This window comes from Mycobacterium sp. E3247 (assembly GCF_001667785.1).
Lineage (GTDB): Bacteria > Actinomycetota > Actinomycetes > Mycobacteriales > Mycobacteriaceae > Mycobacterium.
The window spans coordinates 1-719 of the sequence record NZ_LZJG01000121.1; the positions used below are offsets into that span (position 1 = coordinate 1).

The 719-nt window shown below is 65.5% G+C and carries 1 protein-coding gene; it reads left to right on the forward strand.

What is annotated here, in order from left to right:
* Positions 1-719 (forward strand): HAD-IC family P-type ATPase (locus A9X04_RS06535; RefSeq protein WP_156764241.1); only part of this gene is annotated, 719 nt, incomplete at both ends.

Here is a 719-nt window from a genome sequence, read left to right on the forward strand (position 1 = left end):
TCAACGAGTACCGGGCCGAGCAGGCCGCGGCTGCGCTGCATTCCCGCATACGCCACACCGCGATCGTTCGGCGCGACGGGAATTTTGTCGATGTCGACGTCCGGGATCTCGTCCCCGGGGACGTCATCCGGCTCTCCCTTGGGCAGGCGGTGCCCGCGGACGTGCGATTGATCCAGACGGCAGCGTTGGAATGCGACGAGGGCATCCTGTCCGGGGAATCCACCGGCTCGGAGAAGTCACCGACGCCGGTGGGAACCGACGTCGCGCTGACCGACATGACCGATGTGGCGTTCATGGGCACGATCGTGAGCGCGGGCGAAGGCTTGGCCGTCGTGTATGCCACCGGGAATCGCGCCGAGTTCGGCCGGATCGCGGCGGGTCTGAGTGAGCGCCAACCCGAGACCGACTTTCAGGTCGGCCTGCGCCGGTTTTCGTATCTGCTGCTCCGGGTCGCGGTTGCGCTGACCGCGCTGATTCTGGTCACCAACTTGATGTTGCACCGGCCGCTGATCAATTCGGCACTGTTTGCGCTGGCGATCGCGGTCAGCATCACGCCACAGCTTCTCCCCGCGGTGGTCAGCACCAGCCTGGCGACCGGTTCCCGACAACTGGCCAAGGCGAAGGTGCTCGTCAAGCGGTTGGTCTGCATCGAGGACCTCGGCGACATCGACATCCTGATCACCGACAAGACCGGAACCTTGACGGAGGGACGGATCCCC